Here is a 15,199-nt window from a genome sequence, read left to right on the forward strand (position 1 = left end):
CTAAAACCAAAGGAGTACATAATGATCAAGAAGGTCATGGAGGACTACAAGGTCCTGTTGCGGAGCATTCCCGCGGCAACGGTTTCGCTGTTTTTCGTGAGCGTCATCATGATGAACTTGCTGGCCAACAAAGAGCTTATCAGCCTGCCATATCTGGCGCTCGACTGCGGCTTTGTGGTGAGCTGGGTTTCGTTTTTGTGCCAGGACATGATCTGCAAGCGCTTTGGCGCCAAGGCATCCATCAAAATCTCTATCCTCGCGCTGCTGGTCAACCTGGCCGTGAGCCTGTGCTTTTGGGCATGCTCGCTCACGCCTGGCATGTGGGGCGCCTACTATGACACGGGCATGATCGAGGTCAACACCGCCCTTAACGCCACCATCGGCGGCACCTGGTACGTGGTGCTGGGCTCTTCGCTCGCCATGCTCGTTTCTGCCGTGGTCAACTCCACGCTCAACCAGTCGCTCGGCCGTGTGCTCAAAAAGAATAACTTTGCGAGCTTTGCCTTCCGCTCCTATGTGTCCACGGGTGTTGGCCAGTTTATCGACAACCTGGTCTTTGCCATTGTGGTGAGCCACACGTTCTTTGGTTGGACCTGGGTACAGGTCCTTATGTGCTCGCTGACCGGCGCTGTTGCCGAGCTGCTGTGCGAGGTCTTCCTGAGCCCCGTGGGCTACAAGGTCGTGCGTGGCTGGGAGCGTGAGAATGTGGGCGCCGAGTACCTCGAGCGCCACGCAATCGCCTAAGGAGCAAGTATGCGGGTTTTGATCACGGGTGCTTCGGGTGGTATTGGAGCCGCGTGCGTGCAGCGCTTTTTGGACGAGGGTCACGAGGTCGTGGGCTTTGATCTGCTGCCGGCGGCAGTCGAGCACGAGCGCTATCGCCATCTGATCGTTGATGTGCGCGAGCCGGACTCGTTTCCAGACGACCTTGAGCCTCAGGTGATCGTAAACGTTGCCGGTACGCAAGATTCGGCCGACGACATTGCTGCTAATCTATGTGGCACCATCAACGTGACTGAGCGCTACGCCTTTGTGGGGGAGGGACTTGCCGCCAAGCCCGCGCCGGCTATCAAATCCGTGGTCAATGTGGGCTCGGCGAGCGGGCATACGGGATCGGAGTTTCCCGCCTATGCTGCCAGCAAGGGCGGCGTTATCGCCTACACCAAAAACCTTGCAAACCGCTTGGCGCCGCAGGCCATCGCCAACAGTGTGGACCCGGGCGGCGTCATCACGCCGCTCAACCGTTGCGTGATGGAAGACGAGCATCTGTGGAACCAGATTATGGAGCTCACGCCGCTCAAGCGCTGGGCCAGTGCCCAAGAGATCGCCGAGTGGATCTACTTTGTGGGCGCGACCAACCGGTTTATGACCGGGCAGAGTCTGCTCATTGACGGTGGCGAGGCCGGCCGCACCCAGTTTATTTGGCCCGAATAGGAAACGCGCCCGACGGAAAGCCGTCGGGCGCGTTTTTGATGTATCGGTTTTTAGCCGAGGCAAGTCCAGTTGACGGGGGTCGAGCCGTGCTGTTCGAGTAGCCGATTGGCAGCGGAGAAGGGGCGCGACCCCATAAAAGCGGGGAGTTCTGCTGTGGCGCGGTTTGCCGAAAGCGGCGAGGGATGCGTAGAGGCCAGGCAGAACTTGCCGGCTGCCTTGCCTGTGCCGGTCACGGCGAGCTTGCCGTCGACCATCTGCTGGGCAAAGCGGCCCCATGCCAAAAAGACGACCGGCTGGGGCAGCTGACAGCAGCGTTCGATAACGTAGTCGGTGAGCGTGCTCCAGCCCAGCTTGGCGTGCGAGTTCGCGGCATGCTCGCGCACGGTGAGCGTCGTGTTAAGGAGTAGGACGCCCTGTTGTGCCCAGGGGGTTAGGTCTCCCGTGGCGGGAATGGGGCAGTCCAGATCGGCTTTGAGTTCCTTATAGATGTTGCGCAGGCTCGGCGGCAACTTGGTTTGCGTAGCGGGCACCGAGAACGACAGCCCCATGGCCTGGTTGGGTTCGTGATAGGGGTCCTGGCCCAAGATGACAACCTTGACCTGGTCGGCCGGCGTGTAGGCGAGGGCATTGAGGATGTCGTCTTGTGCCGGGTAGATGGTCTGCTCGGCACGCAGAAGGGCGATGCGCTCGAGTAGCTGGTTCGTCGTGTCACGTACCGGCTGCGGCGCATCGCCCAACCAAGTTGCTATGTTGCGGTCGCGAGTTGCGGTGTCCATGGAGCTCCTTTAGGGCAGATGCTATGTCGGCATCCATTGTAAAGGCGCACCGGTTGCCTGTATGTCGCGGCTGTATGAGGAGTGGGGTCTACGAGACGTGCTCGGGCGCTGCCGCCATATGAGCATGCCCATGTGCGCGAAAGCGCGGAAGCTCGACAGTTGCCACCATGACGCCGGTGAGGATGAGGGCAGCGCCAAGGAAGGCGATGGGGCTCAGGACCTCGCCGACCAGGAAAAACGAGAAGACGGCGGAGCAGACCGGCTCGAGCGAGAAGGCGAAGCCAGTGGTTTCGGCAGGTACGTGGGGCTGTACGAGCGTCTGGGTGATAAAGCCGTAGGCAGAGCAGATGAGTGCGAGCGCAACGATAACGACGATCTCGCTCGGCGTGCTGGGAAGCGTGAAGCCGCCAAAGGTAAATGCGGCGATACCCGAGAACAAGCCGCCGAAGCCCAGCTGCCAAACGCCCAGAGCCAACGGATCGACTTCTTCGACAAAGCGCTTGGCGATGATAATGTGACCGGCATAGATAAAGGCCGAGAGCAGCATGATGATCGCGCCAGGATTCAGGCTGGTAAAGTCGGCGCCCGAGAGCAGCAACATGCCGCAGGTGACGATGGCGGTGCCGATGAGCACCTTGCGCTCGGGGGCGCGATGCAGCAGGGCTGCGTTGGCAAACGGCACGATCACGACCGTCAGGCTCTGCAAAAAGCCGGCGGTGGAGGCGGAGGTGAGGCTGGAGCCCAGGCACATGCAGGTGATTTCGGTTGCCATGATGGCGCCGATGATGGCGGCGCGGACCATCAGGTCACGGTTGATGCGCACCGCGTGCTTGTGGAAGAGCAGCAGGCAGGCCGCAAAGGCGATGATGCAGCGCAGCGCGACGATGCTCGTGGCGTTCATGCTGTCCATGCCGATTTTCATGAGGGGGTACGAAAAGCCCCATGCGACGGGAACGGAAAATGAGAGCGCGATTGCTTTTTTGCGATCCATGGGACTCCTTTTGTTACAGAACGGTTTCGCAAAAAGGATTCTGCTCCCAGATATGGATGTAGTAAAGCGAATGTATCTTCAGTATGATTAAGAAATACTAATGTTGGAAGAAAAAGCCCTGGCAAAACGTTTTACGGCTACATCGATGTGGAGGTACGATGGCATCGCGGTATCAGATTGTTTGTATGGTGGTCGATCACGGCAGTCTTAAGAGTGCCGCCGACGAGCTGGGCTATACGCAAAGTGCGGTAAGCCAGGCCGTCAAGGCGCTCGAGCGCGAGCTGGGCACCACGATTATCGAGCGCGGCAAGCAGGGTGTCTCGCTTACGCGCGACGGTAAGCAGTATCTGCCGTATCTGCGCCAGATCGTAACTGCCGAGGCCGAGCTCGAGGGCAAACGCCAGGAGTTGCTGGGACTCTCCTCGACCGATATTCGCATTGCGACGTTTACCAACGTGAGCCGTACCGTGTTGCCGCGCGTGATTCGCGACTTTGGGGCCCTGCACCCGGGCGTGCACTTTACCCTCAAGCAGGGCGATTACACGCGCAACGCCCAGTGGGTGCACGATGGCGTGGTTGACTTTTGCTTTACGGCGCGCGGATTTACCGCGGGGCTCGAGAAGCGCGTGGTCTATCACGACGAGTTGGTGGCGCTGCTGCCGACCGCGCATCCGCTGACGGCAAAGGAAAAGGTGACGCTCGCCGACCTGGCGTCCGAGCCGTTTGTGCTGCTGGACGAGGGCGAGCAGAGCCTGGTGCTCGATGCGTTTGCCGCGCATGGGCTGTCGCCGCACGTGACGAGTGAGGTCACCGACGACTACACCATCATGGCGATGGTGGAGGAGGGCCTAGGCGTGAGCATGCTGTATCGCCGTACCGTCGAGGGCATGCAGGCCGATATTCGCGTACGTCCCATCGTGCATGCCCCCTCGCGCGACGTAGTGGCGGCCTGGCGCAGCTGGGACACCATGCCTATCGCCACGAGGCACTTTATCGACTATATGAGCTCGCATATTGTCAATTAATGACTGGCGTGACGTTGAGCGTGGTGATTAGCGGGCTGTCGCTTTGGCTTGTGCTAGACGGTAGGTGCGTGCCGGGTGGCAAAGTAGCACCGCCACGACCATAAAGAATGCTGTGGTGCCCAGGCTGATGGGGTAGACCATCATGATGTTCGCAAAGGTGCGGAAGTGCGGGAACACGCAGAATACCCAATAGAAGCGGATGCCGCAGACGCAGATCATGGTGATAAGGGCGGGCATGAGCGAGATGCCAAAGCCGCGCAGGTAACCGGACATGTTTTCGTAGAACATGCTAAAGGCGTACGCCGGGAAGATCGAACACACGCGTATATAGCCGATCGAGACGATGTTGGGATCGCTGTTGAACAGCGCCAGGATCTCGCGTCCCAGACCGACGATGATGACGATGGTGGTGAGCGCAACGATGCCGCCTTCAACCAGGCAAACCTTGAGCGTCTTGGTGCAACGGTCGATCTGGCGAGCGCCGTGGTTTTGTCCCACAAAGGTGGTGCAGGCCTGGCTAAAGCTGTTGAGCAGGTTGTAGCACACATACTCTAGGCTCATGGCGGCGCTGGATGCCGCCATGACCTCAGTACCCAGGCTGTTGATGGCGGACTGGATGATGATGTTGGCGACGGCAAAGACGGCGCTTTGGATGCCGGCAGGCAGGCCTATTCTGACAATGCGTTTGAGGGCGACGGGGTCGATGGTCAGGTCGCCCAGGGTGACACGAACGACGGAGTCGGTCTTGAGCAGGCGGACAAAGAGCGTGACGGCGCTGACGGTGTAGGCGATGGCAGTGGCGATGGCGACGCCCGCCACACCCCAGTGGAGCACGGGGACAAAGATGAGGTCCAGGCCAATGTTGAGGACGGTGGACACGGCAAGCGCCTGCAGCGGCATACGGGTGATGCCGACGGAGCGGAAGATTGCGGCCTCAAAGTTGTAGAGCAAGATCGAGGGCATGCTGAGTAAAAAGACGCGCAGGTAAAGCGATGCAAGCGGCATAGTTTCGGCAGGGACATTGAGCGCGGTGAGCATGGGCTCGGCAAAGATCTCACCCAGCGCGATGACGACAAAGCCCACGAGTGCCATCAGAATCGAGGTATGGACGGCGCGCTTGACCATGTTCTGATCGTTGCGGCCGATGGCGTTGGCGATGACCACGTTGGAGCCAAGCGACAGCCCAATAAACAGGTTGATCATAAGACTGGTAAGCGGAACATTGGAGCCGACCGCCGCCATGGCGAGGGTCCCCTGGTCGCCCGAGAAGTTACCGATGATGACCGTGGCGATGAGGTTCGACAGCTGCTCAAGGATGCTCGTGGCGGCGACGGGAAAGGCGAACAGGGGAATATTGCGCCACAGCGAGCCGGTGGTCATGTCAATGTGCCTAGATGCGGTATCAGCCATACGCTCTCAATCTCTAATATGCTCTTTCGTATGCTCTTTCGTGCTTATTTGCGCAGACGATGATACTCCTAATCGACTAGTCATTTAAGAACGTCCCCAATGACTAGGTGGGGAAGGCGTGCGACAATGGTGGGCGTTGTGTTGTCCGCGCTAAGGAGTTGCCATGTTGTTGTGTCCCGTTTGCCATGAACCGTTGGTGGACGACGAGCGCGGTGCCGCATGCGCGGGCGGACACCGATTTGACCGTGCGCGCGAGGGCTATCTATATCTGCTGCGCTCGTCTAAGAGCGGCGATTCCATGGGCGATCCCAAGTCGCAGGCGCGCAGCCGTCGTGACTTTCTGAACCGTGGATACTACGCGCCGTTGCGCGATGCGATGGTCGAGCTGGTGCGCGAGCGGGTGTCCGGGCGTTTGGCGTCTGCGGACGCTCCCGTGACCTTGCTCGATATTTGCTGCGGCGAGGGCTACTACACGAGCGCCATGGGTGCGGTGCCGGGCGTGGAGGCTTTCGGGTTCGACTTGGGCAAAGAGATGGTGCGCCTGGCCGCCAAGCGCGGCGATGCGACCTACTTCGTGGCCAACATGAAGGCTATCCCCGTGGCCGATGGCGCCTTCGATATGGTGACCGAGCTCTTTGCCCCCTTTAACGAGCGCGAATTTGCCCGCGTGCTGGCGCCCGAGGGCTCGCTCTACACCGTGGTGCCGGGTGCTCGGCATCTGTTTGGGCTCAAGGAGGTGCTCTACGACACGCCATATCTCAACGATGAGAAGCTGCCGAAGACGACCGAGCTCGAGTTGGTGGGAACGCAACGGGTATCTGCGAACATTACGCTCCAGACGCAGGCCGACATCGAGGCAGTGTTCCAGATGACGCCGTACTACTACCGCACGCGCCCTGCCGATAAAGAGCGCCTGGCAAACCTGGACACCCTTCAGACCGATATCGACTTCATCATTGCCGAGTACCGTCACAGCTAACAACTTGCCAAAAAGGGACAGGTTTATTTTGGCAGGTTTTATCTGGGCAAACGTAAAGGGCCGACCGCGGAGATGCGCGATCGGCCCTTTTTAGTTGCTTGGCTACAAAGGTTATGAGAAGCGAGCGCTTACAGGCGGTCCTTGTTCTCGGCCTTAATGTCGTGTGCCTGCTGAATAAAGAACAGGTCGTACACCACGATGACAAAGGCGCCAAAGTTGATGGCGTCGCCGCCAAACGCGGGAAGCGTGAGCACGGCCTGCGCAATCGTGGCGATTGCGGCGACGATGCCGAGCTTAAACGCACCATCCACCTGCGAAGGCTTGTTGGCGCCCTTGATGCCCGCAACACCTGCGGCAAGATCGACAAGACCCTTGATGACAAGTACGGCCGCGGCGAGCATGGCGTTCGACCCGTACGTGGAATCGAGGCTGCCCTTGGCGATGCCGACGCCGGCGATGACGAGGCTGGCGATGCCCAAAACAAAGTAAATGAGGGCAAGGACTTTGAGTGTCTTGCGAGTGTAGCTCATGGCTGGTCCTTTCGAAGTGGACATGACGTATTTGATGCGCATGCATGGCGCATGTCGCGAAGCATATTGTAATTCAACAAGGCGCTGCGTACGTTCATCCAATAGTTGAACGCTCCGTTCGCGACATGCCGGCACTTGCGTTGTGCTAGGTTTTTACTTAACTGGATCATACTGTGCATTTATTTGAGGTGAATGGTGAATATCAAGCAGGTTGGCTATTTTATCGCCGTATTTGAGACGAAGAGTTTTACCGCTGCGGCACACCAGTGCAACGTGACCGTCCAGGCCATTTCCAAGTCAATTAGCGAGCTCGAGCAGTTGTTTAACGTTCAGTTTTTTGAGCGTGGAAATAGTGGCGTAAAGCCGATTCGGGCCGGCCGCAGCTTTTATGCCAAGGCTCGCCACGCCGTCGAGGCGTATCGAGAGGTTGAAAGCTTTGACCCGTCTGGATGTGACCTGACCGTCCTGTCGGCCTCTGGGGCACAGGTGATGCCGGAGCTCTCGATTGGCCTGTGCGTTCCCGCACTCGATAACGACGATAAGCTATATAAGGGGTTGTCTGCGCTTATCATGCGTGGCGCCCGCGTGCGCGTGAAGTTCTGTACCGTGCATCCCGGAATTGCCCAGCAGGAGCTCGAGCAGGGCGACCTCGACGCCTTGCTTACGGTGGGCACATATGACAATACCACTGATGATTGCGAGCAGCTGGGAACCTTGCCCACGGGTATTGTCGTCGCCGCCGACCATCCGTTCGCTAAGAGGCCTTTTGTGACTGTGGCTGATCTGGGTTCATATCCGGCAGGGCAGTCGGCTGCGTTTGATAACTTTAATAATTCGATTTTTTGGCAGTACGAAAGCCGCGGTGTCCTTGGTGAGACGCGCGTTATCGATGGTCCCGCTCAATTTGGGTCGTTTTTGGCGGCAGAGCACGGCTTTTTCTTAAATGCGATTCTTCCCGTTCCCGGCCAGATTGCTAGCGGGTTCGAGGTTGTCCCCATTGTGGGTGAAGGGGCCCTGACAGTTCCGGTATGCTTGGTTTCCCTTAAAGATGAAAAGCCCCAAGCTTATCACGTCGTAGAAAATTACTTGATTCGCATGGTAGGTTGCGCCAACGGGTCCGCTGCTCGCTAGCATATCCTTCGATACGCTCGTCGCTGTCAGCTCGGCTGCCTGACAACATGCTGTCGATTGTGCCGGTGCCGCACTCGACAGCATGTAAGCGCCATTCATAGCAGGCCGCCCTCCGTTTCTCGTCTGTCTGAGAAACGGAGGGCGGTTTTTTATGCGTGGCGCTTTGTACAGTTGGACCCGATGCCTAGCTCAGGCGCTCCTGATTTTCCTTTTTAACGCGGTTAGCAAAAACGAAGTACACGGCACTTATGACCACGGCGGTTACATCGGTGGCGCTGGTGCCGACTCCGCCCAAGAAGGGCTCGGAAAGCAGCAGGCTCACAACGGCGCATACCAGGCAAATGATAGCCCAGACCCAAACGATACCAATCTTGCTGGGGTTATTTGAGGCACGGATGCCCAACGCGGCAGCGATGATTTCGATGACGCCCATCACGATGACGACAACGCTGTAAACCGAGAGGTCGCCGCTGGCGTCGCTCGAAGCCGACGTGAGCGCTAACGCGCCTGCGGCGATGCTGAAAACACCTCCCAATAAATAGATGATGGACATGACCTTTAGGACTTTACGGTTGTTGCTCATGTTCAGTTCCTTTCCCTTGAGCCGTTATGGCACCGTGCACGTATTGCCTGGCACCATGAATTACTGATTGAGGGGTTCGTTACCCAGATCTTGCGAGGCGAGTTCCTGTTCTTCATTAAACTCGTCCGCTTCGGCGAGTTCCTCGGCGGTGGCCGCCCTTGGAGCGGACTCAACGGCGTCGCAATGGTCGAAAACGAGTTGATAGGGGGCGATGTCGCGGCGGGAAAGCATAAGCTTTACCTCACGGCGCAAAGAACGCATGACGCTGCCGCGGTCTGTCTCCTTGCAGGTGGCGACAACGCGAATGGTCATAGCGGTGCTGCTAAGGTCGACCACGCCCTTGTAGAAGGGGCCTTCGATAATGGCGGGAACGCGGTCATGCACACTTTTGAGCTCGTCTTTAAGCACCTTTTCGACATAGGGTAGAGATTCTCCCACCGGTATGGTGATGTCTATGCTGGCGTAAGAATTAAGTTTGGTCATGTTGGTGACATTCGAAATCGAGCTATTGCGCAGCAGTAGAACATTGCCGTTGCCGTCATTGATCTTTGTTGTTCGCACGCCAATTTCCATAACGGTGCCGGTATTGCCGCCAACCGAGATGACGTCTCCAACGCGGAACTCGCCTTCAAAGATAATAAAGAGCCCGCACAAGATATCCGTGATGAGGTCTTTGGCTCCAAAGGAGACGGCGAGCGTGATGATGCCTGCCGAGGCCAAAAGCGTTGCGGTATCGACACCCAAAACACCGAGGCACCAATAGAGCATAGCGATGAGAGTCCCGTATTTTGTCAGGCTCGAGAGAAGTCGACATATCGTCTCGCCGCGCGCTCCAAGCACATTGGACAGCATACGAAGAAGCGCCTGCACGATTGCGCACACTGTGAGAGCCACACAGGCGTACATGATTGAAGCGGTGAGCGCGAATATGTTGAGGCCGTGCTGCCAGTCATTACCCAGGATGTAGGTGAATACCGAACGCGGGCCAAACAGCGTGTCTTTAAACAAGACGGCCAAAAAGACGATAAATACTCCGATGCCGGTAAACCATCTGAGGACTGTGCCGAGTTTTTGCTCGGGGGTTTTGTCTTCCCATTTAAAGGAGATGTTGAGCCATCGGCCAATGGCACTTTCGCTGTGCTTAATACGGCCATCGGACGTCGTGACGGTGATGTTGTACCGTCTTGCCGTGAAATCGTCTTCGCGCTTCGAACGTTTTTCTTCGCCTCTTATAGTGTCGAGCGTCAGCAGAGGGTAGATGAGGACAAAGCATATAGCGGCGATGATTCCGGTTGCGATGGTGAGCGGAACGCGCTGGTGCATAAAAGAGTCTTCGGGTGCCGCGACGTAAACGTAATAGTCGCCAGTCTCCAGGCAGGAGGCGTAGAGTTTTTGGTTGTCGATGTAAATGAAGTCGCTAAAGCCGTCTGCAAGGTGCTCGTCGGCTAATCCTATTTCGGACGCCTTTTTCCCCATAAGAAGATTGTTGGGATGATATGCAACGGTGCCCTCTTTTTTCTCGATTGCAAAGGCGAAGCCTCCGGCGCCCGCCTTGATGCCATCGAGCACTGCGTCGATCTTGGTGCTCTTGAGCATTTCCTCTAGGCGCATAGGGCGCACGGCAATCTGTGCGATTCCGTCTGCAATGCCATCTTGATCGTAGAGCGCGACGCCGATGTACTGATATGTCTCGCCAGTGGTTCTGTTGATAGAGAGAGGTTGTATATACTCATCCTTGCCGCCCAAAAGCGAGCGGAACTCGTAGGAGGAGTCGCCGTACTTGGTCGAAAGACTATAGGATCGTTGTGACGTGCTCGAGCTCGTCATATTGCCGTCGCCGTCGTAGAGGTAAATTGACTCGACGCCAAGCGTTTCTGCCAAGCTGTGCAGATTGGCTCGCGTGGCGAGCTCTGGATTGTGCTCAACGATGTAGGCAATAATATGGCAGGTAGTGGCGTAGTGCTCACTATATTGCCTCGTAAGTTCATCCTCGCGCATCGCATTGTTTTTGAGCGTTTGATCAATCTGCTCTACACGCTCTCGATTGACCGTCGCTTGGCTCGAAAGGGCAAAGAGCGTTTGCATATAGAAGGTTACTGCCAAAAGTAAGACGAGTCCTGCAATGGACAAGGCTGTTGCACGCCTGCCCACGGCGGGGTTAAACCTAAGGTTGCGACCGATCTTGACGTATTCGTGATCGCCGTGGTCGTTATGCTCGTCATCCGCAAGGACAAACAGGTCATAGAGCGCCACGGCGGCGACGATTGAGATAAAGGCAAAGAGGATGACACCCACGGTGATGTTGCGTGCGGTGGCGGTGTCGCTTTCGGGAATGGCGAGAACGTAATAGGTGTCATCGACCAACTTGACGCGACAGTACAGGCTTGTGTTCTTGACGGAAGTGAAGAATGTCTTGCCGTCCTCAAGATTGTCAATGTCGATGCCGTTGTCGAGTGCATCGGTACCTATCATGTTCTGGTCGGGATGGTAGGTGATCAGATGCGTTTTTGCCGATACGGCGAGGACAAATCCGTGGCTGCCGAGTGAGATGTTCTTGAGCATGCTCTCGGTCGATCCGGTGTCCTTGACAAGGGCGTGCAGCTCTTGGGGATTTTGTTCTACGATGACCATGGTGTCGTCATCGATTTTGGCGGCATAGTATCGCATAAGCCAGTCTTGATCGGGAAGATCGACCTCAACCGGATCGGAGGGCCTGCCGGTCTCGAAGCACTGACGCAGCTGGTTGAAGCGGGCGCGGCTAAAATCGGCTTTGGTGTCAGCTGCCTTGGCGATGATGGAACCGTCGCGTCGGGCGACGAGAACGTTATCGACCTTGAGCAGGTCCTTGAGCTCGGCCATTTTGACATCGGTCGCTTCATAACCGGCATCGTTGGCCGCCATAAATGCGATGCTTGCGGCGCGCGTGCGATACAGGTCATCAAATGTTTGGGTGTTGTCTTCCGTTTCTGACCGAGCCATTTTAACGAGATCGGGGAGTTCGGCGGCAACGCGATCGAATTCCAGAGCGTATTCCTCTTGCGATAGACGCGTTTGCATCGAGGCGAGTAGGAGTCCCATCGCCAACGCGCAGACGGTTACGGCAACGGCAAGCGCCATAGATTTCTTCTTTAGTCGCTTGGACATGGGTGGCTCCCTTAGTTCCATTTATTGATGAACTTATCGACTGTTTTGTCTTTGAGCATTGAGCGCACTTTGGCGGCAATCTTGGGCGAAAGCTCAGAGTCCTTCTGCGTTGCGACGGCATAACGCTGTGGGTTGATGCCAAAATCGGGCAGGACGGTGCGCTCGCCATCGAGATAGGTTTTGGCAATCGCGCCGTCCGTCGCCATGGCGTCGACGTCGCCGGCTTCCAATGCTTGGGAAAGCTCAGCGTAGCTTGCGTATTGGCTTAGATGCCATGTGTCGTAGTCGATGCTGCCGCTCTCGGCATCCTGTTGCCGGGGTATGCCGTCCGAAAGTCCCAGTTCCAAAAACTTCGCGGCAAGTTGAGGTGCGGCGTTCGTTCCGGCTACCGTGCCAATTGTTTCGCCTTCAAGCTGGGAAAAGGATTGAATGAGCGATGTGTTTTCGACAACAAGAATTACCGAATCGGTGTAATAGGCGGGAGAGAAGTCAAACAGCTTTTTACGTTCGTCGCTTATCGAGTAGCAAGCGATCAGACAATCGACTTTTCCCGACGAGAGCATTTCTTCGCGCGTCTCGGGCGTTACGGTTATAAACGAACAGTCTCCATAACCGAGACGGTTTGCCAGCTCGTTGGCGAGGTCGATTTCGAATCCGTAGTACTTGCCGTTGTTGGGATTGCGTTCGCTAAACCCAACGATATCCGCGCGGACGCCTACACTCAGCTTGCCCTTGCCAGACATGCCGGAATTGCTGTTTGAGCAGGCTGGTAGCAACATGGCTGCAAGTGCGGCTCCAGTTGCCGAGATTGCCAGCCGGCAGGCATTCCGGCGTGTGACTGAATGGTCCATTTGCATTCCTCACGACGATTGTCCAGTTCTTTAATGATATGGACGGGTAACTGTGGAATAGTCGTGAAGCGGCAGGTAAACAAATGGTTGAGGTGGAGGGTAAAATCTGTCGGTATCGGACACTTTATTGCTAAATAGATGTCAGCATGCTGCGATGGACGATAGGTCCTGGACACCCTTCAGACCGATATCGACTTCATCATCGCCGAGTACCGCCACAGCTAAAACCTGCAAAAAGGGACAGGTTTATTTTGGCAGGTTTTATCTGGGCAAACGTAAAGGGCCGACCGCGCTGCTGCACGATCGGCCCTTTCTAGTTGCTTGATTGCGGGATGGGTAAGCACGGCCTGAAAGCGCTTTAGGCCTGCGCACCTCAACCTTTCAAAAAGGAAAGCCGGGCGTAAGCCAAATCGATGGCAGCTCATGCGCAGCGCTGCGATGATGGAGTCGTAACAAGGAGCTGGTCTAAGGAGGAGCCATGATGTACGGAACAGGGCAGGCGCGCGAGCCGCAATCGTTGGGAAGGCGCATGAGCGATTCTGTGATCGCTGCCGTGTGCACGGGATTGATGGCGGTGCTTTGCATTGGGATGCTGTGGGCCATGTCGCATGTGGGACAATAGCGGACGATTGGGTGCCGACACATGCGGCGCTCACGTATCCGCTTTGCTTGCTAAGGAGTACCCATGGGCGTCGTCGATCCCTTTTCTGTTGCTCGGGCCGCGGGGCTTGAGCTGATCGGGAAGCCCGAGGGCCTTACGCTCACCGACGGCACGATGGAGTTGCGTGCCGATTTTGGCCGCATGCTTCCACGGCTCAAGCAGGGCCGTTTGCAGCAAGAGCTACTGGTGAAGGCTGCGCGCACAAAAGGCATCGAGCAACCATGGGCGATTGATGCCACAGCAGGCTTTGGCGAGGACTCGCTGCTGCTGGCGGCCGCGGGCTTTACCGTCGATCTGTATGAACAGGATTGCGTGATCGCGGCGCTTCTCAAGGATGCCTTGGATCGCGCGGCAGACGATCCGGCGCTTGCGGCTACCGTGTCGCGCATGCGCTTGCATGCGGGCGAGGACAGCATCGCTGGTCTTCGCCATGTAGCTGAGCTGATCGGGCGGGGCGAGCTCGCGACTCCCGACGTGGTGTATCTGGACCCCATGTTTCCCGAGCGCACCAAGAGCGCGGCGGTCAAAAAGAAGTTCCAACTCTTGCATCATCTGGAACAGCCGTGTGCCGATGAGGAGACGCTGGTCGAAGCCGCGCTTGCGGTGCACCCGCGTAAGGTCGTTATCAAGCGGCCGGTGAAGGGGCCGCTGCTTGCCGGCGTTAAGCCGAGCTATCAGCTCGCGGGCAAGGCCGTTCGCTACGATGTTTTGGTGCCGCCGCGCCCGTAGCTTGCGCACGATGGCCGGCGCTTCGCCAGCGCCGTGCCGATGCGGGGTCTATTTCCAGGGGTGCGACGTCAGATGCCATCCGCCGCAGTATTCGCATTTGTAGCAGGCAAGGCCGCGCCGCCCGCGGTTTTCGCAGTCGGCCATAACTGCCTCGGCCTCGGCGCGCGTGTCGTAACGGTTTTTGCGTTCGCACGACTTGTAGCGCCAGGCTTCATCGCGCTCGGCGTCCAGGGCGTCGCGGCGCTCGTCTTCGCGCGCAAACAGATCGCTCATATCGCCGCCGGTGGCAGCGCCCAAAAAACTCGCTTTTGGCCTTTGACCAGGCGGCTCGCTTTTTGCTTCCCATCCGCTTCGCGCCCCTCTCCAAACGTTGGTATCATTGCTCAGTCAAAGTGATACCAATAAACGTGAGGTCGCCGCGTGATGATCAGAAAAACCCTCGATACCGACATTCCCGCCGTCATGGCTATCTATGACGCGGCCCGCGCCTTTATGCGCGCGCATGGCAACGCCACGCAGTGGCCCGAGGGCACGCCTTCGGCCGAGCAGCTGGCTGCCGATATCGCCGCTGGTGGCAGCTATGTGTGCGAAGTTGACGGTCACGTGGTAGCGACGTTTGCCTTTTTACCGGGTCCGGACGAGTGCTATGACGTCATTGAGGACGGTCGGTGGCGCAGCGACACTCCGTACGCCGTGCTGCACCGTGTGGCATCCGACGGCACCGTGCACGGTATCGCGGCTGCGATGTTCGCCTTTGCCAAAGAGCGTGCCGATCACCTGCGTATTGACACGCACGAGGACAACTTGCCCATGCAGGGCGCCATCGCCAAGGCGGGGTTCGAGCGTGTCGGTATCGTCTATGTGTCTGACGGCACGGCGCGTGTCGCGTTTGATTGGCTGCGCGAGGCGTAGGAGCCAAGGCACGTATCATCACCCAGCTCAAATAAAAAATGGC

The 15,199-nt window shown here is 57.5% G+C and carries 17 protein-coding genes; 9 read left to right on the forward strand and 8 right to left on the reverse strand.

Annotated features, from left to right (window positions below; genetic code table 11):
- Window positions 1-21: 21 nt before the first annotated feature.
- Both DXD77_RS01055 and DXD77_RS01060 read left to right on the forward strand, forming a co-directional pair.
- Window positions 22-744, forward strand: coding sequence for a VUT family protein (locus DXD77_RS01055; protein WP_233506677.1), 723 nt, complete (start codon window positions 22-24; stop codon window positions 742-744).
- A 9-nt stretch (window positions 745-753) separates the two neighbouring features.
- Complete coding sequence (locus DXD77_RS01060) at window positions 754-1,434, forward strand: SDR family NAD(P)-dependent oxidoreductase (RefSeq protein WP_117647381.1); 681 nt, start codon at window positions 754-756, stop codon at window positions 1,432-1,434.
- A gap of 50 nt (window positions 1,435-1,484) precedes the next feature.
- Here the strand turns inward: DXD77_RS01060 and DXD77_RS01065 are convergent, their stop codons facing one another.
- Both DXD77_RS01065 and DXD77_RS01070 read right to left on the reverse strand, forming a co-directional pair.
- Complete coding sequence (locus DXD77_RS01065) at window positions 1,485-2,210, reverse strand: uracil-DNA glycosylase (RefSeq protein ID WP_117647383.1); 726 nt, start codon at window positions 2,208-2,210, stop codon at window positions 1,485-1,487.
- Between the two features lie 88 nt (window positions 2,211-2,298).
- Window positions 2,299-3,201, reverse strand: a complete 903-nt coding sequence (locus tag DXD77_RS01070; protein ID WP_117647385.1) for a DMT family transporter — start codon at window positions 3,199-3,201, stop codon at window positions 2,299-2,301.
- Between the two features lie 185 nt (window positions 3,202-3,386).
- Between DXD77_RS01070 and DXD77_RS01075 the strand changes: the two genes are divergently transcribed.
- Window positions 3,387-4,226, forward strand: a complete 840-nt coding sequence (locus DXD77_RS01075) for a LysR family transcriptional regulator (protein WP_158549059.1) — start codon at window positions 3,387-3,389, stop codon at window positions 4,224-4,226.
- A 27-nt stretch (window positions 4,227-4,253) separates the two neighbouring features.
- Here DXD77_RS01075 and DXD77_RS01080 read toward each other — a convergent pair whose 3' ends face one another.
- A complete protein-coding gene (locus DXD77_RS01080; RefSeq protein ID WP_117647389.1) occupies window positions 4,254-5,636 on the reverse strand; it encodes an MATE family efflux transporter in 1,383 nt (460 codons plus the stop codon).
- 163 nt (window positions 5,637-5,799) lie between these two features.
- Here DXD77_RS01080 and DXD77_RS01085 point away from each other — a divergent pair, with 163 nt between their 5' ends.
- Window positions 5,800-6,615, forward strand: a complete 816-nt coding sequence (locus tag DXD77_RS01085) for a putative RNA methyltransferase (RefSeq protein ID WP_117647391.1) — start codon at window positions 5,800-5,802, stop codon at window positions 6,613-6,615.
- 128 nt (window positions 6,616-6,743) lie between these two features.
- Here the strand turns inward: DXD77_RS01085 and DXD77_RS01090 are convergent, their stop codons facing one another.
- Complete coding sequence (locus tag DXD77_RS01090; protein WP_117645806.1) at window positions 6,744-7,145, reverse strand: hypothetical protein; 402 nt, start codon at window positions 7,143-7,145, stop codon at window positions 6,744-6,746.
- A gap of 195 nt (window positions 7,146-7,340) precedes the next feature.
- On the opposite strand from DXD77_RS01090, the gene DXD77_RS01095 reads away from it, so the two are divergent.
- Window positions 7,341-8,276, forward strand: coding sequence for a LysR family transcriptional regulator (locus DXD77_RS01095; protein ID WP_158549060.1), 936 nt, complete (start codon window positions 7,341-7,343; stop codon window positions 8,274-8,276).
- A 184-nt stretch (window positions 8,277-8,460) separates the two neighbouring features.
- On the opposite strand, the gene DXD77_RS01100 is transcribed toward DXD77_RS01095, so the two are convergent.
- Together DXD77_RS01100 and DXD77_RS01105 are read right to left on the reverse strand one after the other, a co-directional pair.
- Window positions 8,461-8,859 carry a hypothetical protein gene (locus DXD77_RS01100; RefSeq protein WP_117647395.1) on the reverse strand — a complete coding sequence of 133 codons (399 nt, stop codon included), beginning with the start codon at window positions 8,857-8,859 and terminating at the stop codon, window positions 8,461-8,463.
- A gap of 60 nt (window positions 8,860-8,919) precedes the next feature.
- Window positions 8,920-11,490 (reverse strand): mechanosensitive ion channel domain-containing protein, encoded by a 2,571-nt coding sequence (locus tag DXD77_RS01105; protein WP_199408977.1) that lies wholly within the window; start codon window positions 11,488-11,490, stop codon window positions 8,920-8,922.
- Here DXD77_RS01105 and DXD77_RS10455 point away from each other — a divergent pair.
- Complete coding sequence (locus tag DXD77_RS10455; RefSeq protein WP_199408978.1) at window positions 11,473-11,829, forward strand: hypothetical protein; 357 nt, start codon at window positions 11,473-11,475, stop codon at window positions 11,827-11,829. The genes DXD77_RS01105 and DXD77_RS10455 overlap by 18 nt on opposite strands.
- A gap of 185 nt (window positions 11,830-12,014) precedes the next feature.
- Here the strand turns inward: DXD77_RS10455 and DXD77_RS01110 are convergent, their stop codons facing one another.
- The gene (locus DXD77_RS01110; protein ID WP_117647399.1) at window positions 12,015-12,854 is read right to left on the reverse strand and encodes a transporter substrate-binding domain-containing protein; all 840 of its coding nucleotides are present in this window, start codon (window positions 12,852-12,854) and stop codon (window positions 12,015-12,017) included.
- 478 nt (window positions 12,855-13,332) lie between these two features.
- Between DXD77_RS01110 and DXD77_RS10330 the strand changes: the two genes are divergently transcribed.
- Both DXD77_RS10330 and DXD77_RS01115 read left to right on the forward strand, forming a co-directional pair.
- Window positions 13,333-13,476, forward strand: coding sequence for a hypothetical protein (locus DXD77_RS10330; RefSeq protein WP_158549061.1), 144 nt, complete (start codon window positions 13,333-13,335; stop codon window positions 13,474-13,476).
- 63 nt (window positions 13,477-13,539) lie between these two features.
- Window positions 13,540-14,244, forward strand: coding sequence for a class I SAM-dependent methyltransferase (locus DXD77_RS01115; protein WP_117647401.1), 705 nt, complete (start codon window positions 13,540-13,542; stop codon window positions 14,242-14,244).
- 48 nt (window positions 14,245-14,292) lie between these two features.
- Here DXD77_RS01115 and DXD77_RS01120 read toward each other — a convergent pair whose 3' ends face one another.
- Window positions 14,293-14,517, reverse strand: a complete 225-nt coding sequence (locus tag DXD77_RS01120; RefSeq protein WP_226798279.1) for a hypothetical protein — start codon at window positions 14,515-14,517, stop codon at window positions 14,293-14,295.
- A 150-nt stretch (window positions 14,518-14,667) separates the two neighbouring features.
- Between DXD77_RS01120 and DXD77_RS01125 the strand changes: the two genes are divergently transcribed.
- Window positions 14,668-15,156, forward strand: coding sequence for a GNAT family N-acetyltransferase (locus DXD77_RS01125; protein WP_117647402.1), 489 nt, complete (start codon window positions 14,668-14,670; stop codon window positions 15,154-15,156).
- The last annotated feature ends 43 nt before the right edge of the window (window positions 15,157-15,199 follow it).

The sequence above is a fragment of the Collinsella sp. TM09-10AT genome (genome assembly GCF_003436275.1).
GTDB lineage: Bacteria > Actinomycetota > Coriobacteriia > Coriobacteriales > Coriobacteriaceae > Collinsella.